Origin of the sequence: Planococcus chinensis (assembly GCF_020071995.1) — a bacterium.
Taxonomy (GTDB): Bacteria; Bacillota; Bacilli; order Bacillales_A; family Planococcaceae; genus Planococcus; species Planococcus chinensis_A.
Map to the genome: position 1 here is coordinate 22,217 of NZ_JABWTK010000006.1, position 21,240 is coordinate 43,456.

The 21,240-nt window shown below is 40.1% G+C and carries 19 protein-coding genes and 1 pseudogene; 17 read left to right on the plus strand and 3 right to left on the minus strand.

From position 1 onward, the window contains the following. Nucleotides 1–377: 377 nt before the first annotated feature. The gene (locus HU147_RS10995) at nucleotides 378–1,019 is read left to right on the plus strand and encodes a DUF3885 domain-containing protein (RefSeq protein ID WP_224076274.1); all 642 of its coding nucleotides are present in this window, start codon (nucleotides 378–380) and stop codon (nucleotides 1,017–1,019) included. 86 nt (nucleotides 1,020–1,105) lie between these two features. Here the strand turns inward: HU147_RS10995 and HU147_RS11000 are convergent, their stop codons facing one another. Next, on the minus strand, nucleotides 1,106–1,261 hold the full coding sequence (locus tag HU147_RS11000; protein ID WP_224076533.1) for a DUF5412 family protein: 156 nt from the start codon (nucleotides 1,259–1,261) through the stop codon (nucleotides 1,106–1,108). A 181-nt stretch (nucleotides 1,262–1,442) separates the two neighbouring features. Here HU147_RS11000 and HU147_RS11005 point away from each other — a divergent pair, with 181 nt between their 5' ends. The 4 genes from HU147_RS11005 to HU147_RS11020 all read left to right on the plus strand — a co-directional run bounded on the left by HU147_RS11005 (nucleotide 1,443) and on the right by HU147_RS11020 (nucleotide 8,379). Next, nucleotides 1,443–1,862, plus strand: coding sequence for a hypothetical protein (locus tag HU147_RS11005; protein ID WP_224076275.1), 420 nt, complete (start codon nucleotides 1,443–1,445; stop codon nucleotides 1,860–1,862). Between the two features lie 18 nt (nucleotides 1,863–1,880). Continuing rightward, complete coding sequence (locus tag HU147_RS11010; protein WP_224076276.1) at nucleotides 1,881–6,779, plus strand: DUF4132 domain-containing protein; 4,899 nt, start codon at nucleotides 1,881–1,883, stop codon at nucleotides 6,777–6,779. Between the two features lie 351 nt (nucleotides 6,780–7,130). Further along, entirely contained in the window at nucleotides 7,131–7,553 is a 423-nt protein-coding gene (locus HU147_RS11015) for a hypothetical protein (RefSeq protein WP_224076277.1), read from the plus strand. A gap of 151 nt (nucleotides 7,554–7,704) precedes the next feature. Further along, the gene (locus HU147_RS11020) at nucleotides 7,705–8,379 is read left to right on the plus strand and encodes a hypothetical protein (protein ID WP_224076278.1); all 675 of its coding nucleotides are present in this window, start codon (nucleotides 7,705–7,707) and stop codon (nucleotides 8,377–8,379) included. Between the two features lie 418 nt (nucleotides 8,380–8,797). Here the strand turns inward: HU147_RS11020 and HU147_RS11025 are convergent, their stop codons facing one another. Next, the gene (locus HU147_RS11025; protein ID WP_224076279.1) at nucleotides 8,798–9,025 is read right to left on the minus strand and encodes a hypothetical protein; all 228 of its coding nucleotides are present in this window, start codon (nucleotides 9,023–9,025) and stop codon (nucleotides 8,798–8,800) included. A 500-nt stretch (nucleotides 9,026–9,525) separates the two neighbouring features. Between HU147_RS11025 and HU147_RS11030 the strand changes: the two genes are divergently transcribed. The 7 genes from HU147_RS11030 (at nucleotide 9,526) to HU147_RS11060 (ending at nucleotide 14,646) form a co-directional block, all read left to right on the plus strand. Beyond that, complete coding sequence (locus HU147_RS11030; RefSeq protein ID WP_224076280.1) at nucleotides 9,526–9,948, plus strand: nucleoside 2-deoxyribosyltransferase; 423 nt, start codon at nucleotides 9,526–9,528, stop codon at nucleotides 9,946–9,948. A gap of 105 nt (nucleotides 9,949–10,053) precedes the next feature. Then, nucleotides 10,054–10,518, plus strand: coding sequence for a hypothetical protein (locus HU147_RS11035; RefSeq protein WP_224076281.1), 465 nt, complete (start codon nucleotides 10,054–10,056; stop codon nucleotides 10,516–10,518). Nucleotides 10,519–11,079: 561 nt separating this feature from the next. After that, nucleotides 11,080–11,694 (plus strand): sigma-70 family RNA polymerase sigma factor, encoded by a 615-nt coding sequence (locus HU147_RS11040; protein ID WP_224076282.1) that lies wholly within the window; start codon nucleotides 11,080–11,082, stop codon nucleotides 11,692–11,694. Beyond that, nucleotides 11,681–12,637, plus strand: a complete 957-nt coding sequence (locus HU147_RS11045; RefSeq protein ID WP_224076283.1) for a DUF4871 domain-containing protein — start codon at nucleotides 11,681–11,683, stop codon at nucleotides 12,635–12,637. The genes HU147_RS11040 and HU147_RS11045 overlap by 14 nt, the downstream gene beginning before the upstream one ends. Before the next feature lie 306 nt (nucleotides 12,638–12,943). Beyond that, complete coding sequence (locus HU147_RS11050) at nucleotides 12,944–13,228, plus strand: hypothetical protein (protein ID WP_224076284.1); 285 nt, start codon at nucleotides 12,944–12,946, stop codon at nucleotides 13,226–13,228. Nucleotides 13,229–13,368: 140 nt separating this feature from the next. Further along, nucleotides 13,369–13,677, plus strand: a complete 309-nt coding sequence (locus HU147_RS11055; protein ID WP_224076285.1) for an inner-membrane translocator — start codon at nucleotides 13,369–13,371, stop codon at nucleotides 13,675–13,677. A 300-nt stretch (nucleotides 13,678–13,977) separates the two neighbouring features. After that, nucleotides 13,978–14,646, plus strand: coding sequence for a DNA alkylation repair protein (locus HU147_RS11060; protein WP_224076286.1), 669 nt, complete (start codon nucleotides 13,978–13,980; stop codon nucleotides 14,644–14,646). 135 nt (nucleotides 14,647–14,781) lie between these two features. Here HU147_RS11060 and HU147_RS11065 read toward each other — a convergent pair whose 3' ends face one another. Beyond that, nucleotides 14,782–15,345, minus strand: coding sequence for a cysteine hydrolase family protein (locus tag HU147_RS11065; protein WP_224076287.1), 564 nt, complete (start codon nucleotides 15,343–15,345; stop codon nucleotides 14,782–14,784). 118 nt (nucleotides 15,346–15,463) lie between these two features. Between HU147_RS11065 and HU147_RS11070 the strand changes: the two genes are divergently transcribed. The 5 genes and pseudogenes from HU147_RS11070 (at nucleotide 15,464) to HU147_RS11095 (ending at nucleotide 21,168) form a co-directional block, all read left to right on the plus strand. Then, on the plus strand, nucleotides 15,464–15,907 hold the full coding sequence (locus tag HU147_RS11070; RefSeq protein WP_224076288.1) for an Lrp/AsnC family transcriptional regulator: 444 nt from the start codon (nucleotides 15,464–15,466) through the stop codon (nucleotides 15,905–15,907). A 115-nt stretch (nucleotides 15,908–16,022) separates the two neighbouring features. After that, nucleotides 16,023–16,604 carry a DNA-3-methyladenine glycosylase I gene (locus tag HU147_RS11075; protein ID WP_224076289.1) on the plus strand — a complete coding sequence of 194 codons (582 nt, stop codon included), beginning with the start codon at nucleotides 16,023–16,025 and terminating at the stop codon, nucleotides 16,602–16,604. Nucleotides 16,605–17,224: 620 nt separating this feature from the next. Continuing rightward, nucleotides 17,225–17,647 (plus strand): annotated as a pseudogene (locus tag HU147_RS11080) (nitrite reductase); the annotation flags it as partial. A 260-nt stretch (nucleotides 17,648–17,907) separates the two neighbouring features. Beyond that, a complete protein-coding gene (locus HU147_RS11085) occupies nucleotides 17,908–20,007 on the plus strand; it encodes a copper-translocating P-type ATPase (RefSeq protein ID WP_224076290.1) in 2,100 nt (699 codons plus the stop codon). A gap of 666 nt (nucleotides 20,008–20,673) precedes the next feature. Beyond that, nucleotides 20,674–21,168 carry a DinB family protein gene (locus HU147_RS11095; protein ID WP_224076291.1) on the plus strand — a complete coding sequence of 165 codons (495 nt, stop codon included), beginning with the start codon at nucleotides 20,674–20,676 and terminating at the stop codon, nucleotides 21,166–21,168. The last annotated feature ends 72 nt before the right edge of the window (nucleotides 21,169–21,240 follow it).

The following is a 21,240-nucleotide window of genomic DNA, read 5'->3' on the forward strand; positions in this document are numbered from 1 at the left end:
ATTGGATTATTTTGGTGTGATATATAAAAGAAGAATTTGACTTGCATGTACATATAGAAACTGTTTATAAAACTATTTTGACGGGGAGTTGGTTAATTTGTTCAAGTCTTATGTAAAATTTTTAGAAAAGTATAGCCTGCTAATCATTGCATTTTTTTGTTTAGTTTATTTACTTACTTCGTGGGGGGATAACTGGGTACTTACTTGGATTCTTTTGGCTGGACTGATTATTTCTCCACTTATCTTTATTTCGAACATCAACTGATTAAATACTCATAAACCGTAATTTAGTAGAATAGGAAAGTTGAATGTAACTTAAGTGCAGTTAAGTTACATTCAGCAGGATATGAAATTATAAAAAAGAAAAGAGGTACGAAATGAACCTTGCTGATTTTATGAATGAGAATTTCTCCAACTTAGAATTGAAAGTTCCATTGTTTTATAACTGGGAAATCGGTATTCGCTTTGAATTAGGAGTGAATTATGATCGGGAGAATAATAAAGAAAATAGTCCTTACCTTCAGGGGGTCTACCACAGAGCGATTAATCTGTTTGAATCCTTACATCCACAGGACGATGAAATTTTTATGGTAGCAAATGTAAACGATTATGGAGATGGTGCAACGTTTAACCGCAAGCTGCAAATCTTCTCTCGGTACGTACAGGAGAAATCCATTTTAAAGCAGTTGAAGCATGTGACTCTTCCATACGTTTATCCAGAAGATGATGAAGACGGCAAATATAAAACGCACCGTTTTATTCTCAAATGTAAAACATCCGATATCAAATACATCCCATTGCTGAAAGCTATATGTAATAACGACATGGGAATTAAACCGAGCATCCATCATGATGTGTTCTTTATCAACATCAAAAATAAAACCGTCTTTCATGTTTACGATGATAGAGGTTGTGATCTAGTAGCCAGCTCATCTGAAACTATTAAAGGCATCTACAACAAATACAACGACTGGATATTGGGTTACGACAGAAATAAAATAGACCAAATATTTAAATAATCATGTCAGTTAGTAATTTTTCTGAGTTCTGAATGTAACTTATTGTGAAGTAAGTTACATTCAAACCTTTTATTTCAATAGCTTTCTTACTGATTTCTAAAATCAAATTTTTCTCTAGGTACATCCAATGAATTTCCATTGATGATGACGGTATCGTTGTCTTGCCAGCTAATATCTGCAGTCTCTTCACCGTAGTTCCAGTAGATGTTTTTTACTTTGGCATTCTTGTCGTTAACTACCAGTTCGTATACCTAGTTGAATTTATTTTCTGTATACAGGTCTATAAAATTTTTTTATACTTCCGTTATTAATTCGATTCTATTTAATACGTGAATTTAAATATCAATATGAAGATTGAAAAGGATATTTTTCAAAGATGTATCCGTGTACTGCAAAATTAAAAATGCAAGGAGGCGAGCTGGCATGAAAATATTCGTTACTGTAAAAAGTGCAAGTTCTACAAAAAAATATCTAAATCAGCGGCCTATGACTTTGCCGGAAACAATTTCTACACTACAGGAGCTTGTGGAAGAACTCGTCATACAGAACGTGAAAGCCGCTCTTGCTTCTCATGAACAAGGGAATATAATAAGCTTTTTGACAGCAAAAGACACTGAAAACCAGCTGGCAACAGGAAAAGTTGGATTTCAGTATACGTATGGCAAGCAGGAAATGGACATAGAAAAGGCATTCCAAGAAGCAGAATCCGCCTTTAGAGACGGGCTATATCGTGTGTTTATCAATGATAGTGAAGTAATGGAATACAAAGAAACGATTACACTTAACGAAAACGACACTCTGGTTTTTATGCGGTTGACTATGCTGGCAGGAAGACTATGGTGAGCCAAAGGGGGAAACGGGATGAGCCGAAAAGTTGATCATCAATATTTAGAAGAACTCACTAAAAAGGTCGATGGCTTGCCGGAAGTTGATAAAGCGCTCGGAAAAAAACTGGCCAGAGCCGCTGTGTTGGAGGATTATCATTATAATCTCCATATACGCCGTTTGAAAAGAGAGCTGGAACAGCATGCTCCAAGTTTTGAGGAGAAGCTGACCAAACTGAAGTTTTTGACACAGCAGCTCCTGTCTTCTTATTATTCAGATGTTTTCGCATACATTATCCAACATGCTACAGAATATGCTTATACATCCGGTTATTATAGAAGACCATTTCGAACAGTAGAAAAGTCAGCTTATTTGGATACAATTCTATTTAAATGCCTTGAACTTCATGCATTTGCCTCTTCAAAATTGAATGCCACTGATTTGCTGGCCGGTAAAATGGTTCAAACTGAGTACAGTATAGGAAGCGATATAATCGCTTACGAAATCGACAAGGGCAACGAAGAAGTGTTGGGAAATATTCAACAAGCTGTATTTGGCGACAACAATATTGCCCTTGTATCCAGAGAAATGATCAAGGGAATGGTGATGAGCCACAATAACGAAATGTACGCTATGCTCGGACAGCTATTAATGGCTGCTAAATTGCAAGAAGGGCTAAGGCAGAGCATTGTTGAAACGATGGATGAAGGGTGTCTTGATGCCACCATCCACTTAATGCAAGTAATCATTGAAAATGATCTGATTCGGTACAGTTCAGTAGCGAGAGCCATGAGTGTATGGACGGGGATAGAACTCAACGTAGAGAATAAAAGGGTTCTAAAACAGATCATCCGTTATATGCATGAAGCACTAACTGACAATTCATGCAGGACAGAATGGCTTACTAGCGAAAACGCGGATAAATTATATATCAGTATATGGGCCACGGCTGTGCACAATGAACAGCACCTGGAAAATGCTGTAGAAAAAGTCATGAGAAGCGGAGCGGCTTATCAAAAAGTTGCGGCGTTGCATTTGCTCATGGAAAGCGAAAACCTTTCTGTCAAGTATGCTATTACAGCAGCAAATTTAGGGGTATCAACGATGGAAATAGAAGCGATGATCATCGCTAACTATCCCGATACCTTTGATTATGCTGCCATTTATAAAGCACATGCTAATGGCAAAAAGAGCAGAGATGATGTGGAATATATATCGGAGCTCGGAGATGATGCTGAGAGAAACCGTCAATTTGCATTATTAATGGAAATGTTTCAAGCCGCCCCGCATAAAGAACGAGTCATTGCTTCCACCCTGTTTAATGGTGCTGAAATTCTTTATTCCAGCGATTCGGTCGCAAAGAAAATGTTGTATTTGATTTCGTATGACCATGACCCGCAAAAGCTTAAGACACTGCTTGAGCACAGAGCGCTTCTAGGTATGGATACGAAGGGCAATATACTGGAAAATTTCATTCGGAATTTTGAGGATCCTGTTTTAAAAGACTTTATATTATCAAGCTTATCGGACCGCAGCAGCCACAACCGGGAGCTTGCTTTGAAAAAAATTGATCAAATGACGCTGGATGCCGGTGATGTGATGCGGGTGGAAGCGCTTTTGAAGTTAAAAACGGGAACGGTCCGCCAAGCTGTGATAAAGCTATTGCTGAAATTGGATGAACCCTTGTTAAAGGGTTCTCTGAAACGCCTTGTTTCATGCAAAAATGAATTGCAGCGACTTGGTGCACTGGAGATTCTAACAGTTCTAAAAAACAAAAAATCTGAACGCTATTCCTTTTTCCAAGGGATGCATCTGTCTATCGATCAACCGACTGCCAAAGAGCAAATTTTGCTGGATAAGTTGAACATTCAAGAAAAAGCTGCCGTTCAGGCAGGTTTAGGGTTGTATGATCCAGATCAAAAATTCCAACTGTTTAGGGATCAGCAGGAAATTGAGCCTCTCCTACTGCATTCTTTCATCACGATTCAACAAAGTCGTTTCAAAGAGATATTATCCGGACTGGACCAACTGATCCATGAGCACCGGAATGAGTCCTACGAATTGGAGTGGTATGGTTCGACCGAAGTTTATCTAATCGGAGCGGAAATCAACCGGGATAATCAGTTTGAAGAAGAAAATCAGAAAAAAGGAATCTACACCCTTCCTTTAACGCAGGTGTGGATTAACTTTTTTGAGGAAATGAACGTGACGCCTTCGGAACTCTTTCAAATGCAAACGATTTTTTTACTGCATAAAGCCTATGGCTATTATTTAAAACTTCGTCAAATAGAAGCAACCAGCTCAACACCTTCCAGCAAATGGAGAAAAGAGTTGTTTGAATCGCTCTACCCGCTGTCAGCCATAGCCGACTATTATGCCGTACTTGAAAAAATGCGTTATAAACCACAGCTGGCTGAAATACTCACCGCGTTTTTTGAAGACCGGGATAAACAGGTATTCTTTGATGTGACCAGCCGGATTTTAAACACCTTTATCACAGCGATTCCTGAAGAATTGCGCAAAGAGCAGCGAGGATTGTACGAATATTTGGCTCATCCCTGGTTGGAATGGCTTTCAGATGAGGTAATGGATGATGAAAGATTCAGCCGTTATTTTATGATGAAGTATCAGCTTTATACCGCAAAGAACTTCAGAAAATACCAATTCGGCACAGAAGAAATCGACAGAGCTTATTCGCTGGGGTTGCTCGACAAAAATGAGTGCTTCAAAGAACTGGTGGAGCGCAAGGGAGGAGAGTTTCGCCATCACCTTTATAACCTGACACATCCAAGTACAGCTGCCAACTTCAAAGCGCTCGCGCCGCTAAAAGAAGAACTGGTCGCACGTCTGCTGGAAACCGAGTTGAAAAGAGGCGACCTTCAGACAGCCTATTCCAAATTGGTAGTGGAAATCGATCATTTTGAAGGGATCAAGTACTTTGTTTCCATCCTGAAAGCACTGGACGGTGAAACATTTGCCAGGGGATATTTTTACTCATTCTTTAGTGAATATGCGAAAAAGGACGTATTAAGCCATCTTCTTAGAAATTGCCATCCGCATAAGGATGACACCGCAGAACGGCTTGCGCTTCTGTTCAAAGAGTTTCCGGTAACAGATATCCGCCTGCTGGAAGCGGCCATGTACGCCCCTCAATGGACTGATCTTATTTCTGAGCTTCTTGGATGGGATGGACTGAAAAAAGCGATTTGGTATTTTCATGCACATACAGGCGAAAGCCTTTCTGCTGAAAAAGAAACTGTTATAGCTCATTATTCCAAATTATCACCGGAACAGTTTAATGACGGCGCTTTTGATATTGGATGGTTCAAAGAAGCCTACGACGAACTGGGAAGGGAGCGTTTTAATAAACTATATGACTGTGCGAAATATATTTCGACAGGTGCGTTTCACAGAAGAGCTCAATTGTTTGCAGATGCAGCGATGGGGAATTTGGATTCTGAAGAGCTGAAAAAAAGCATACGGACAAAACGAAACAAAGAGCATTTATTGTCATTCAGTTTAATGCCGGTCACCGGAAATTCCGAAGAGATTATTTTGGAACGCTATGGCTTTATCCAGCAGTTCTTAACGGAAAGCAAGAGTTTCGGGTCGCAAAGACGCGCCAGCGAAGCAAAAGTGGTGGAAATTGCTTTGATGAACTTAGCTGAAACAGGGGGCTATGGAGACGTGACGAGAATGCGCTGGTCCTTGGAAGCCAGAAAAGCGGACGCCATTCAGCCATACACCATTCCGGCAGAAGTGGAAGGATACCGGATTCATATCGCAATAGATGAGAACGGAAAAAGCCGCCTTCGAATCTTCAAAGAAGAAAAAGAACTTGCATCTTTACCGGCCAAACTCAAAAAGAATGAGTATGTGAAAAAACTGAAAGAGATCAACAGTGAATTAAAAGAACAATTCATTCGAAACCGTACTGAACTGGAAAAATCCATGATTTCGCAAAGTCCATTCAGATTAAACGAATTACAACAGATGCTGCAAAATCCGACCGTAGCGCCTCTGGTTAAAAAGCTAGTATTTCAAATAGAAGAACGCTTTGGTTTTCTTACTGAAACTGGACTTATTCAAGAGGATGGAAACGTATCTACTATAAATGAGACTGATGAAGCAACTATAGCCCATTGTGTGAATCTCCAAGAATACGGCGTATGGGGGGCTTACCAGCGGAACTTGTATGATAAAAAGATCGTTCAGCCGTTCAAACAAGTATTCCGTGAACTTTATCTTCTTAATGAAGATGAAAAACAGGACGGGTATCGATCTTTGCGCTATGCAGGCCATCAGCTTCAGCCCGCCAAAGCCATCGCACTGTTCAGAGGCCGCTCCTGGACGGTTCATTACGAAACAGGTCTGCAGAAAGTATATCACCAGGAAAATATCATCGCGACTGTGGACGCAATGGCTGATTGGTTTTCACCGGCTGATATCGAAAGTCCTGCCCTTGAACAGGTGGCTTTCTTCCACCGCAGAACACATAAACCATTGAAATTGATAAGCATTCCGCCCATTCTTTTCTCGGAAACCATGCGGGATGTGGATCTGGCGGTCAGCATCGCGCATGTCGGCGGCGTCGATCCTCAGGCAAGCTTAACGACGATTGACATGAGAAAAGCAATCATTCGTGAATCGTTGAGGCTGACCAAAACGGACAATGTCAGAATTGAAAAGAATTTTGCTTATGTAGAAGGTACACTGGGAGAGTACGGAGTCCATTTAGGCAGCGGATCGGTACAGAAACTGGCGACTGGTTCAATTTATATTATTCCTGTCCATAGCCAGCACAGAGGCAGACTGTTCCTGCCATTTTTGGATGAAGATCCGAAAACGGCTGAAATTCTAGCTAAAATTCTGTTACTGGCTAATGACAAAACAATTAAAGATCCACACATACTGAAACAACTCCAGCTTAAATGAATAACGGTATTGGTTGATTGTTTAGCTTTCAAAAAAATGAAGCGAAAGTTAACACTAACCGGTTTTCTTTACTCTTTTTAATCTATCCACCACTTTTTCCTTTGCAAGTTGTTCCCAATGGCCATGTAACTGGATGATGGTAAGGAAGAGGCTTCGTAGAAAGTCTCTTCCTTTTTTATTCGTCTAAGTATACTTTTACGAACTGTTTTATTTTCCAATAATTCCTAGTTTTCCATACTTTTACTTAGTATAGTTAAAGAAAATGTGTAATTACGAAAATTAAATAGAGGGAGAAAATAGAATGTCTGTATATCTAATTAGGGAACAAGGGTGGTTCTATGAGGAAAGCAAATGAATAAGGAAATGGAAGAACTGATTGTGAAATCCTTCTTCGAAAAAAATGTTCAAGAAAGAGTACTCCACGAATTGTTTACACCAAAGAAAAGAGATCATGCTTTGAATCGGCTCTGTCATGAATATCAGAGAATGTTGAAGGGGAAATACATGATTGAAATTCCACCCCCTAACTCGGATCCAGATGATATTTATGAGCTGCTAATAAAAAACGGAGCTGAAAAGACGTGCTATTCCCTGTCTTACAGCGGAAAGATAGATGGAAAAGAATTGCCCCTTCGAGAAGCCTTGGAACATGCTGTCGGCTATGGTTTTCCTTCCATCATTTCGGGTGTTTCCGGTGAAATAGCCTATTTTGAAGCGGAACAAGTCTATGGATCTCCACCCAGATATATTTTAAAGAGACCTAAAATAAATTAAATTCATTGATCTGAATGTAACTCATTGCTAAATAAGTTGCATTCAAAATAGGGAAAAGCGACATCAAAGTTCCTGAAATCGAAACATCAAGGAGATTTGATTTTCTTGTCGTAAAAGACTAAAACCCTAGTAATTATGAAAGGAGAAAATCATGTTAGACGTTCATTTTAATGACTGGAGAAAAAATCGTACCCAGGAAGACAAAAAACGAAAGCACGAAATGAATATTTTTGAATTGATTTTTTCTAGGAAGGCTACAGAACTGGGACTGACCATAGAGGGGCATGAGTTGATCAACATTTTTTGTTTAGGAAATGAACGACGTCCCTATTCTCTAAGCAAACGGCCAGAAATTATGGAGATTGAAGTGAAGGTGCCTTATAATTTTCTGGAATTTCTTTGCTTGGAATCCACTGAAGCGAAATTCAAGGAATTTAAGCGCCTGATTCATTTATATGTAGTGCCTGTTTTACTGGAATATTCCCCTTTATCAAAGGATGTCATTTTGGAACTAGTGGACCGTTCACTTAATCAAATTCCGAATCAAAATTACGAAGCCGTGTTTTTAGCAGGAAAAACTCCAAAAAAGAGTCCTAGCCGGAAAAGAGTAGCGTTATTAAAAGGTGTGCATCGCGTCGAAGGGTTTCAATTGTATTGTGAAGTTTATGATGCAAGAGGGATGCGAATTGTAAACAAACTTCTGGTGGAAGAGATAGGAGAACCAAATGCCTACTCCAGGTTTTTAGGGGAACTGAAATGGCAAAGCGATTCGTTGATCGTTGTCAAATCTCCATACAGCAGCTGGCAGGCTACTATCGAAATTTAGACTATTTAATAAACCCTGTAAAAACGTTTTTCTTTCAGTTTGGAATGTAACTTATTAGCAAACAAATTACATTCAACTTCCCAATATATAAGGGCATTCGAAAAATAAAGTAACCTCATACTCTTTTTCAGTTATACTAATATTTAGTAATAGAGGAGCTTACTGGAATGCGAAAAGCGTTAGTCACATATATCGCTTTTGGTGCAGCCATCGGATTCTTTTTTTGGGGGGATTTGGAAGGCTATTGCGGCAACGGTGCTCGTTTACATTGCGTTCAGAATTGATCATCTTGCTTAAAATAACTTAATTCAAAATCACGTTCGAAAAAAGAGAACGTCTCTTTATTAAACCTGGATGTAACATAGGGGCAGTTGAGTGACATTCCAAATTCCTTAAGGACAAATAAGAATGGGGAGATTTATGTGAAAAACAGTTTTTTAGATTCATTTAAATTATTTGCAGTTTTCTTTTGTTTAGGGGTTTTAGCTTTAATAGTAGGCGTCAACGGAGAATCAATTGCTATAATTGTTTCGAGACCTTCGGGTGCTGGATTTTGGACAACATCTGAAAGCATGATGAATGGATTTACATACATACCTATGTTTTTAGGTGTTTTTTTCTTTATACTAGCTATTGTTGTTTTCACAACTTCTTTTATAAAAGTAAAGAAAACAACTATATAGTACTTGCTAAGGACTCAATCTAATCTATTTTAAGAAGCTGTAGGGGAAAGACCTTGTTTCGGTAATTTTTTTATTTGAAGTAAATAGCGTGAAACTGAAGGTAAATTAATCCTCACTATTTTACTTTCTTTTGCCTGATTACATTGACTTGAACAGAAAACGTTGTGAAATTGAGCTTGCTCAAAAAGATGACACATTCAAAAGTCTATTTTAAACGGTATAAGAGAAGGAATTGTGAAGAACATAAAGAAAAATGGAAGTTAAAATCGAGTAAGATATAGCGGCTGATTACAAATAATAATTCTTTAGAAAAAATCCAATCAGTTTACATATCTTGGCGATACTTGAAGAGAAGAAGTTTAGAAAAGAGCTTCTTCTTTTTTGATTGGAAAAAGACTCCATTAATGAATTCCGCATGTTAAAGTGAAATAACAGTCCTTATAGCTGAAGGAGAATGGAAAGTATGGAAAAGTTTTATGTGGCATCCAGCTTTAAAAACATGGATGCAGTTCATTACCTAACAAATAAATTGTTAGATAAGGGATATCTTCAAACTTATGATTGGACGAAGAATGCACAAGCGAAAGAAAAGCAGACGATCACATTAAAAGACTTAATGGAAATCGGACAGCATGAAATCCAAGCAGTCAGCGATTCGGATTTTGTTGTGATCTTATTGCCTGGAGGAAAAGGTACTCACGTCGAATTGGGAATTGCATTGGGGCAGAATAAGAAGATTTTTCTCTATTCAGAAGACGGGTCCATCAATATTGCAGAAGCAACATGCACATTTTATCATTTGCCAGAAGTCGAAAAATGTTTCGGAACCCTTGATGAATTAATAGAGAAAATAGCAGCTTCAGAAAATCCAGCGAGTGGATATTAATGGATGGCGTTAAAGAGAATTGGGCGTATTCGTCCCAGCATAACCTGTTGGTTAGCCTGATTCAGTCCATTAAAAATATAACTTGTTAGAGGAGAGGACAGAAAGATGAGCTTAGAACACGAATTTTGCTTAGTACCTGCTTCAGTGAATTATTTTGAACGGATAATGAGTGGAGAAAAAAGCGCTGATACTATCGACTTCATCGCTGTTCCAGACGACTTGATTCAATACATAATGGATTCGTTGAGCTGGATTCCAAGTAAGAATCCAGCCAGATCGATGACAAAAGAAGAAAAAGGAATAAATTATCACGGCATCACTCTTTTTGATCAAACATCGGCAGCTGTTATGAAAAATGTTTTGGCCGCTTGGCACACTTTGTTTACAAACTCTCCTGAAAAACTGGAGCTGACAGGAGAGTTTGTGGTTTCTTCCCGAAAAAATATAGTTGGTGAATATGAACGTTTAATTTTCAACAGGAATGACGTTCTTGAAGTACTAGAAAGATTGCTTTCTATGATTGAAAGATTAGAAGAAGAGAACCTCTTTCTTTACCATTTGGGAATATAAAAATCGATTTATGTAACGTTTATGATTCAACAAAAACGAGTTTGGAGGGATAAAGTTGCAGCCCATATTTTTAGGAATCATCCTATTTTCATTGCTTATCTCTTCTCTAATAAGTTATGTGATGGTAAAAACAAAAGCAAACAGATGGACAAAGATTTTGTTGGCCTTTAGTGTAAATGCACTTATTCTTTCGCTAGCTTCAGCCTATCTTTACAAACTGGATATTCAAACTTTTCATAAACAGACAGTGGGCTTGTTTGATTCGCTAGGTATAGGGACATTGCTATTTTTCATTCCAATGAACACGTTCATAAATATTCTTGTTATAGAGTTCTTCAAAAATAAAAGAAATTATTTAGTAGGTGAGCGATCAAACTGAAAGTTACATTGTAGTTAAATTCGAAGAATTACAAGGGAAAGTGAATTTACGAAATAGATTGATGCATTCGAAAGACTACTCTATCAGGTCTTGAAACGGAGGAAGAGAGGGACACCGAATTCCACTCTTCCTCTTTTAGCTTTCAAAAAAATGTTAATCAAAATATTTCTTTCAATTAAATAATGAAACTATTTTTGGAAATCCTGCGTCTATGGGGTGTTCAGGAAAGGGCGGTGCGTTCTGTGTCGAGGGACTTTGCAGAAAAAAGGTTAAATGAAGAACAACTGAAGCAAGTTATGAATCTGTACGGAGAATACTTGATCCGTTTAGCTTTTTTATATGTAAAAGACTGGGCTGTCGCTGAAGACATCGTGCAGGAAGTCTTTCTCGCTTATTACCAGAAATCGAGTCAATTTGAAGCACGTTCCTCCCTTAAAACCTACCTTTCTAAAATAGCCATCAACAAATGCCACGATCACCTCAGGAGTTGGAAAAACAAACGCTCCTTTTTAACAGAGTCCATAGGCCATTTGGTTTCCCAAAGCCAAACACCTGAAGAATCATTTGATCAACAATCGGCGCAAACTGTTCTAATGGCTAAGGTATTGGAATTGCCAATCAAATACCGGGAAGCTGTCCTGCTCTACTATTACCAGGAATTCACCACAAAGGAAATCAGCCACTTGTTGGGTTGTTCGGAAAATACCATAAAAACGCGGTTGAGAAGAGCGAAGGATCTGTTGAAGGACAAGGTGGATTCAAGAGAATGGGAGGGGCTGCTAGATGAACAGATTTAAGCGGGATATGGATAAGTTTATCGGAGAAAGCCCCCATTTCAATGAAGCTTTGAAAGAGAAAATCCTATTGAGAATAAATGAAGAGAACAGACCGGGAAAGTTAATTGGAAGAAGATTCAGGACTTTAAAAGTTGCCGCTATTTTTACCGTTCTTTTAGCGTTTGTCGTGTCCTTTCTCGTTGCTGCCCTTAACGAAACAGGAGAAGAGCTGCAGACCTCATTTTTAGGACAAGGGACAGTGCCTGTTAAAAATTTCGCGGATGAAAGCGAGAACTGGAAAGTAACCTATAGCCAAAATGTTCTGGATGAAGGCGTTCGGTCAGCGTTTTTAACCGTCGAATATATAGGGGAAGCATCGAAGCCGAAAGAAGCCTCATATCAGTTTTTCTATAAAAAGGATCAAGAATCGTTTAGAGGTTCTCTTACATTGAACGAAGACGGCAGTTACGCCAATGTTGATTTTGGAACGTGCAAAACCTGTATCCTTTATGCGGATGAGGAGGTACTCTCAGGAACAATCGAGTGGGAAGGCCAACAGGAAAACCTGATGCTGAAAAAAACCGATAAATCCAAATGGCAGGAAAGCCCTTTGTTTGAATCAGGACCTTATACCATGATTGGTGTAGAGGGAAGGACGGGTTTTATTTACGATGGCAGTGAAGCGTCTCGTTTCTATGAAAATAAGACACAAAAGTACATGTGGCATTTTTGGGGAAGCCAAGCAGAGTTGACTGGTACGTTCAAAGTAGTGGGCGTGCATGAGAACAGCATTGAGGAAATTGTAGTGGTTCCGGAAATGGATTCGCGCCCTAGCCCGAATAACGGAGCGGACCACCACATACCCACGTCGATGGAATTGCCTGAAAAGGGGATGTGGAAGCTAACAGCCGTTTTCAATGATAAAGCCATCGGCACGTTATATGTTGAAGTGCATGAGAAGTAATTTGAACAGCAATGATATCTCCATGAATGCAGTAAAATTAAATGAATGAACACAACATATTAAGGGACTATAAAAAGACAGGAAATTCTTCGTGAATTTCCTGTCTTTTTAATTGGTTAAAGTCCGCTTTTATAGAAGAATCCTTTTATCCAGGTTTTCTTTGGAAACTTGTGTAAATTTATAGCGTTATTAAAGGAGAGACAAATTTTCACTTTTATAAATTTGATCCAAAAGAAAGGTTTGATTAAACCTTTTAATCTATTAATAAATCTTTTTCATAACTAACAATAGAATGGAGGCTAAATTATGTGGTTCATATTCGGACTTATTGCAATAGCAGCCACTTGTTTAAATCTTTATCTGTATGCAGCAGGTAAAGATTACAAATTGGCAATGGCAATGGGCCTATCGTTTACAGCGCTGACGCTTGTTGCAGATTACAGTATGGTGTCTTCTTGGGTCCAGGCAGAAGACTGGGGGGCCTTATTGGATGTAGTGCCTATCATGGCAACAGCGTTATGGGTTTTGACTATCATCTCGATCTTGTTGAATATAGCTCCTGTCCTTTTAGAGAAGATTAATAAAAAATAATTTCTTGTTGTTGCATAAAAATAGAGAGAGTTTATGCAATGATTTGTCTTTTTTATCAATTTTAATGTTCCACCATCCCGTCTAAATTAAATAACAATAGCTAAATCGGAATTACACTATAACCAATAAGGAGTTGCATTATGGCAAATTTAATTTTGGCATGCTTCCTAATAGTTTTGATCTCCCTTAATGTTCTTTTTTTCAACTTGTCTAAAAAAGAACAACTAAGTCTGATGGTCTCAGGCCTTATTTTGATAGGGCTTGCTCCTTTAGTAAACTTTACAATGAGAGGGTTATTTCTTTATTTTTATGACTGGAGTTCTGGAGGGACGGGGGAAGGAGCCGGATATGGTGGAGCAATCCTGGCGTTAGTAACATTTGTAAATGGCCTTTTCCTCTTAGTGCTTGGCTTCAACAAATGGCTATTTACAATTATCAAAAAAAATTGAGATACAAATAAAGCAGAGAATTTTTTCTCTGCTTTATTTGTATCTCAGTAGAAGTCCTATGCCACGCTGCCGGCGCGTTTCGCCTTCGTTTTTCACCGCTAACTTTTAGGGGATACCTTCGCATTATAGAGGGGTGTTTTTCTTCGATTATCGCAAGAGAAAAACGATATACGTAATATGCTACAATACGGGGAAAGGCAAACTTTAAAGTGCAATAAAGCTTGAAATACAATCCGGAGCTTTGCAGATTCCGTCAAGGACATAGTTTGAAACAGTGTTTTACTAAAGGAGCTGTCGATAATGGTTAACAAAAGAGAAACAGAAAGAAAACGCTCTTCAAAAGCAGAAGACATTCTACTTCAAATCAATAGCAAAACGAAGCTTGGCGACTTGCGAAAAATTGCGAAGGGCATTAAAAAAGACCACGAACTCGCTATGGAACTTTGGGCAAGCGAAGAATTTCTGCCCAGATTATTAGCCATCTTAATCATGGACAAAAAACTCCTTTCACAAGATGTTCTAAATCAGCTTGATCAAGATATGCTGACGCACACTTTTGAAGAGCGAAATAACTTGATGGATTGGTTAATGGCTAATCAGCTTATGAAAGATCAGAAAAACATTGCCTTGATGGAGTCCTGGAAGAATAGCCCTTCTGCTCTCCAAAGGCGGGCTTTCTGGTATTACCAGGGCCGATTGAGATGGACTGGGCAAACGCCGCCTGACAACACCGCAGACTTGCTGGCTGAAATAGAAGCGAATCTTGCGCAGGAAGACCCGGAAGTTCAATGGGCTATGAATTTAACTGCAGGCTGGATCGGCGTTTATGATGAAAAATATCGTGCACGCTGTATGGGAATCGGGAAGAAAACAGGTCTATACAAAGATGAAATGGTATCAAAAGGATGTACGCCCAACTATTTGCCCGAGTTCATTGCGATCGAAGTTAACAAGCGAAGTAATAATTAGTTGTCCCTGAAAAGTTTAGGACAAAGAAAAATTATACTTCTCCTCATTCTATCTCTTAGATGTAAAAGAATAAGGGAAATGAAAAATGGAAACTTGTAGAAAAACAAGTTTCCATTTATATTGAATTCAACCTGTTTATAGGATTACCGCTTTCTGTTGCAAATAATCCTCGGTTGATGTTACTTCAGCGTACATGCCTTGAAGTGCACCGACAAACGCATAATGGACCTGTTCTGCGGACACGACTTTGTCCCGGTAAGTCAACTCGCGAGTCGCACAGGCATCTTCGATCAATGTTGTTTCATAGCCCAAATCTGCAGCAGCACGCACGGTTGCATCGATGCACATATGTGTCATCATCCCCACAACTACGAGTTTGGTTATCCCTTTTTCTTTTAATTGGCTTTCCAAATTTGTTTGTAGAAAGCTGTTCGCGAAATGTTTAGTGATGATGCTTTCGTGTTCGATAGGATGAACCGCTTCATGTATTTCAGCGCCTTCTGTATCAGGAAGAAAGAAGCCCATTGCAGGGTCGCTTGCTACGTGCTGAACATGGAAAATGTTTTCTTTCTGATTTTTTCTGAACCAATCAAGAATTTTCGCTGCATTGGCAGCTGCACTTTCAGGATTGCTTAATTCCATCTTGCCATTTGGAAAATAGTCTTTTTGAATATCGACAATAATCAAAGCTGTACTCATTTTTCCACCTCATTTATAATTTTTCCTACACGTTCATGATATACAGCTTCCACATAATTAGCGATAGGCTGATGAAGCGTTTTTGCGTCATATCATTTCATCATGAAAGGAATCAACTATGGAACTAAACAATATTGATTTTCAGATACTCCGCTTGCTGTCGGAAAATTCCCGTATCCAATGGAAAGACTTAGGCGAACAAATCCACATGACGGGACAGGCAGTAGGGAATCGCATCAAGAAACTGGAAGACAACGGCGTCATTCAAGCCTACTCTTTGATAGTCGACGATTTGAAGTTAGGGTTTTCGTATACGGCATTTGCCATCATTTACATGAAAACAACCAATCACGAGCAGTTCATCAATTTTTTAGATGAGCGGCAAGAGGTGATTGAAGCGCACCGCGTGTCGGGAGAAGGCTGCTATCACCTAAAAATAAAAGTGGCTTCCCAAGAGCAGTTAAACCTTTTCTTGAATGCGATTCTGGATTACGGCAATTATACCTTGTACCTTTCTATAAAAGAAATTAAACAACGGCGTTCGTTAATCGACAACGTATGATTCACTGGTTTTCATTTCGCCGTTATTACGAAGCTTGATTTATACCGCTGGAAATTCCCATTCTTAATAGGGCATCCAGTTGTCCTTTTAAGAATGGGAAAATAAGTTCAACAAGATGAAAGAGGTGAACCGAACTATGGGCGGATGTCTATGGCCGCAAAGCAGTGAACTCATGCAAGCGTATCATGATGAGGAATGGTGCAGACCCAGTAGGGACGACCGGTATATTTTCGAAATGTTAACCTTGGAAGGTGCACAAGCCGGTTTGTCTTGGAGTATTGTTTTAGCAAAGCGCAAAGCTTATCAAACTGCTTTTCATCATTTTGACATCGGGTTCTGCGCTGGATTGAGTGGTACAGATTTAGAAGCGATAAAAGAGAATTATCAAGTCATCAAGCATTTTTCAAAGCTTCAATCGATTCGCACCAACGCGGAGGCAGTATTGAAGATTCAAAACGAATACGGGAGTTTTGCAGATTTCTTATGGCGTTTTGTCGATCATAAACCGATTGTAAATAGTTGGGAGACAGATGCGCAGATGCCTGCGCAATCTCCTTTATCCCTCCAGATCAGTAAAGAACTTAAGAAGAGAGGCTTTAAGTTTGTAGGACCGGTTACCACTTATTCCTTTCTACAGGCCATCGGTATTATAGATGATCATATTAAAACCTGTCAGTTTCATACTTCAAATAAATAGCCAGGAAAGAAATTTAATATGGAGCTTAAATTTACAACCGATGGATCCGCAGCAAAGGAATCCAGCGTTTCTTTAACTCAAGTTTATGAACAAGTAGAGCAAAGTGAATTACAATAATCGGAACATACTTTTTCTTAGTTCCATCACTTTTCTAAAGAAAAAGGCGTCAGCAATGAAATTGATCCATATTCAGTGAAGGGCATCCTGCAAAGCAGTTGTCGCCCTTTTTTGCATTTAAAATAATTTCTGGTAATGGTTTAACGTTATCATCGAGTAGCTGTATGACGGGGGTAGATCTACCTAAATTCTGTTTCATTGCCTTGTCGTCTGTCTTTTCACCAAATTAAAAGCAGTCCATCCAGTTGAAAATCCAAAAAGGCAGCAATTTTTTCAGAAAAATTCTTAATCCCTTTACATACTTTAGGGGGGTATAGTATATTGTTTTTGAGAAGTTGCTGGATTACCTGAAAGTAAAGGGAAGTTCCGCAGCGGAGATCGTCAAAATCATGGCGGTGCAATTTTTTGCACTTGTATATACCCTGTGCGTGTATAAGACAGTTTGAAATTATTGCTGCTTTGAAAATTTGCAGAAATAAATCATGGAAGAGAGGGAAATGCAGATGGAAAAACAGGGGAAAATGAAATTTGCCGTTAATGGCGGCATCGGATTCGGTGCCAAACTTAACGCCAAACAGCTGATGGCTATTTCAAAATATATGGAAGAGGATGAGGAGCTGGAGCTAACGACTTTCCAGCAGCTTTACGTTGAAGTTTCCGCAGATAAACAGGAAGAAGTCATCGAAGAATTTACAAAGGTCGGACTTGCCTGTTATCCGGGCGGCAATTATGTCAAAAGTTTAAGGACCTGCAATTTCTGTGAAGGGGAAGAAGCGGAAGGAATGCCGGTGGCAAAAGAGTTGAATCGCCGCATTGCCGGAAAGCCAGTCCCCGTAACGTTAAAGGCGGCTTATACGGGCTGTGCGGTCGGATGCGGCGAACCGATGCTGAGCGATATCGGGGTTATGAAAAATCGGGACCGCTTTCCTGTCGCTCATATTTGTCCGTACGCCTGAATTGGCACAAATTCTTGCAGAGGAATAAATGCCATAGTGGCCAAATAGAAGAGGGGGGAGAATAAGTAGTATACGTCCAATAGATATATTGACTATGAGGAAGTAAACCTTAGGAGGAATAAGGAAATAATCGAAGAAAAAGGATACAGTGTCGTTTAAGAGTGCTGAACAGTACTTTTTATTTTTAAGAAAAATATACCCCTAGGCTGTATTTAGAGGAGGCGTTAGATATGACGAAGTTTGAAAGCAACCATCTTGATTCGCAGCAGGAACATGAGAATCACGTTACGATGGATCATTCTAAACACGTCGGGCATGTCCATCACGAAGTGCAAGTGGAAGAAGGGATTCATGGCCACAGTGAATCTGCCGAGCATCATAATCACGGTGAACATGACCACCATCAACATCACGGGAACTTCAAAGAAATATTTCTGAAGTCACTACCCTTAGGGATGATCATCCTGGTTTTGTCGCCGATGATGGACGTTCGGCTGCCTTTCCAATTCACTTTTGCGTACTCGGATATTTTGGCCGCTGTGTTGGCAACCATTTTATTGCTTTACGGGGGGAAACCCTTCTTTCAAGGTGCGATAGGCGAATTCAAGCAGAAAACTCCGGGCATGATGGCCCTTATCTCTTTAGGGTTATCCGTCTCATATCTGTATAGTATTTATGCAGTGTTGGCCCGCTATGCGACCGGCGCCCACATTATGGATTTCTTTTTTGAATTCGCTTCTTTGCTCTTGATCATGCTCCTCGGCCACTGGATTGAAATGAAAGCTGTCGGTGAAGCAGGGGACGCACAAAAATCTCTTGCTGAATTGGTGCCGAAAGATGCACATGTGGTTTTGGAAGACGATTCGATTGAGACACGCCCAGTCACCGAGTTGAAAGCCGGAGACCTTGTACGGGTGCAGGCTGGCGAAAACATTCCTGCTGACGGCATCATCAAGCGAGGAGCCTCCCGCATCAATGAAGCATTGCTGACAGGAGAGTCGAAACCTGTTGAAAAAGAGGTTGGAGATAAGGTGATCGGCGGTTCCACGAACGGTGAAGGCATCTTATATCTTGAGGTGCAGGAAACGGGTGAACGGTCGTTCATTTCTCAAGTCCAAACCTTGATCGGCCAGGCTCAAAATCAACCTTCGAGAGCTGAAAACCTGGCCCAAAAAGTAGCCGGCTGGCTATTCTATATCGCCATTGCGGCAGCCGTAATAGCATTTGGGGTCTGGCTGTATATAGCGGATATCCAAACCGCCATTCTCTTTACAGTCACAACGCTGGTTATCGCTTGTCCGCATGCTCTCGGCCTTGCCATTCCGTTAGTGATTGCACGGAGCACCAGCCTCGGTGCAAGCCGCGGATTGTTAGTGAAAGACCGTGAAGCACTGGAATTGGCAAATAAAGCCGATGTGATGATCCTGGATAAAACCGGTACGTTGACTACCGGGGAATTCAAAGTATTGAACATGGAAACGCTGGATGGCCAATATACAGAAGCTGAAATCACAGCCCTTATGGCGGGGATTGAAAGCGGATCGAGCCATCCCATCGCCCAATCGATCGTCCATTACGCTGAGATACAAGGGATTCAACCTGTCCGCTTCGATAAGATAGGTATTGTGCCCGGTGCCGGTGTGGAAGGGAACGCCAATGGACGCAACTACCAAGTGATCAGCCAAAAGGCGCTTGCAAAAGCTGTTGCGGTGGATGTTCCAAAAGGAGCCACATTAAGCATACTGGTTGAAGACGGGAAACCGATTGGTACGGTTGCATTAGGTGATGAATTAAAGGAAACGAGTAAAACGCTGATACAGGCATTGAAACAGAACGGTATTCAACCGATTATGGCTACTGGCGACAATGAAACGGCCGCGCAGGGCGTGGCGGAGGAACTGGGCATTGAATACAAAGCCAATCAATCGCCGCAGGATAAATACGATTTGGTCGAATCTCTGAAAAACAAAGGGCAAACCGTGATCATGGTCGGCGATGGCGTCAACGATGCACCATCCCTTGCGATGGCAGACGTTGGTGTCGCAGTCGGAGCCGGCACTCAAGTCGCCATCGATTCCGCTGATGTGATTTTGACGCAGTCAGATCCAGGAGATATCGGATCGTTTATCGAATTGGCCAATAAAACAACCGGTAAAATGAAACAAAACCTCGTTTGGGGAGCCGGTTATAATTTTATTGCGATTCCCGTAGCTGCCGGAGTCCTAGCTTCCATTGGAATTACGTTAGCTCCTGCAGCTGGCGCAATCCTGATGTCCGTGTCGACTGTCATTGTGGCAATCAATGCGATGACATTAAAACTTCAGAATTAGGCCGGCTTGATAGCCTGCTAGAGAAACGGTGCCTTCCAAAAGTTGATTTGTTATAACTTTGGGGAGGCACCGTTTTGTGATAGGCTGCATTCTGAAAAGGTTTATAAACCTTTTAACAATAACTTATCAGAAGTATCAGATAGATAAACATAGAAATAGTAGCTGTTTAGTTATTTTATTCGTACAAAGAAAGTCTAATATAAGCCAGGTAAAACCATCAATCTCGATTTCTCAACCCTCCACTTAAACACCAGCCAAAACTTATCTGGTATTCTAAGCCTTGCTGTTTAAAGGAGGGACCATTTTGGCTAAAGAATCGGAAGTATTTTATTTGGAAAACTTGAATAAGTTTGAAATAATGATGGAATGAAAAATTCATCCCAAAAAACCAGCCGGATCCTCTGATAAAGAAGGGATTAACCTTAAGCACCTAGAATTTTAAGCTATTCAGAAAGTATTTCATGAATGGGAGATATTAAAACCGTAATCTAATTGGAATCCTGGAATTTTTGAAATTCATCCTGATACAACAAAGGGGTTTGAGTGATGAAATTTCTGCTTACATCTGCAGGAGTCACGAACAAAAGCATCCATAACACCCTGGTTGAAATGCTGGAAAAGCCGATTGCAGATTATAGAATCAAGGATGACGGGAGGAAGTAATAGATGAAGGGCTACGAACTGTTTATTGCCTACAGAAATGATCTTTCCAATTATTCTTTGGAGCAATTGAGGCATATTCCGGAAAAAGGCGTCTGGTCCATTGGACAAATGTATGACCATTTAATTGTGGTCAGCCATGAGTATTTAGACAGTATGGAAGCATGTGCCGGACGAATGGATGAACAAACATACGGCAAAACGCCTGCTGGTGAGAAATTATTTCAAATGGGTGGATTTCCGGCTATAAAAATCAGATTGCCCGATGAAATGAATGCTCCGCCAAATAATTCAGCCAGCCAGGAAGAACTGATGAACAGAATCGAAGAGGTCATACTAAGGTTAATGCAATGGGAACTGAAATCAGAAGCGATTAATCCGAATTTCAAAGTAGAACATGGCGGATTCGGCTGGTTGAATGCGAAAGAATGGTATGTCCTGGTTGAAATGCATGCCCGGCATCATTTAAAGCAACAAGAGGAGCTGGAAAGTTATCTATGATGTCGAATTTGCCAATGTTTCTGTCCGATGAATTTTTAAAAAGATTGGAAATGGATCATGGCCTGCATAAAC